The 599-nt window shown below is 64.4% G+C and carries 1 pseudogene; it reads right to left on the reverse strand.

Annotated elements, in window-relative coordinates:
* Nucleotides 1-599, reverse strand: a pseudogene (locus PV772_RS23050) (pyruvate dehydrogenase (acetyl-transferring), homodimeric type); the annotation flags it as partial.

Genomic DNA, 599 nt, shown 5'->3' on the forward strand with positions numbered 1-599 from the left:
GGGTGGATCAGCTGCCCGGCGGGGGATTCCTTGTAGGCCAGGACCAGGTCCCGGTCCACCGACAGGTAGTTCTGCCCCTTGGGGTTGTAGATCTTCGCGGTGGGGAAGAACGCATCCATGCCAAACGTGCGGGCTTCGTCCGGGATGATCGGGGCGATGTGCTTGCCGAAGTTCTTATCCCGCATCAGGTCTTTCAGGAGCCTGACGAACGCCATGGTGGTCGCGGCCATCTGCTTGCCCGAGCCACGCTTGGCCACCTCGTAGGACTTGGCCTCCGGCAGCACGATCTCGGCGTGGGTGTCGCGGCGCTCCGGGACGGATCCGCCCAGGGCCGCCCGGCGCTCCATCATGTACTTGATTTCCGGGGCGTCGTTACCGGGGTGGTAGTACGGCGGCCGGTAGGAATCCTTCTCCAGCTGCTCGTCGGTGACCGGGATCCGCAGGTGGTCGCGGAACTTCTTCAGGTCATCGAGGGTGAGCTTCTTCATTTGGTGGGTCGCGTTGCGGCCCTCGAAGTGCGGGCCGAGGCCGTAGCCCTTGACGGTGTGGGCGAGGATGACGGTGGGTTTGCCCTTGAATTCGGTGGCGGCTTTGTAGGC

This window comes from Pseudarthrobacter sp. CC12 (assembly GCF_039907755.1).
Classification (GTDB): Bacteria; Actinomycetota; Actinomycetes; order Actinomycetales; family Micrococcaceae; genus Arthrobacter; species Arthrobacter niigatensis.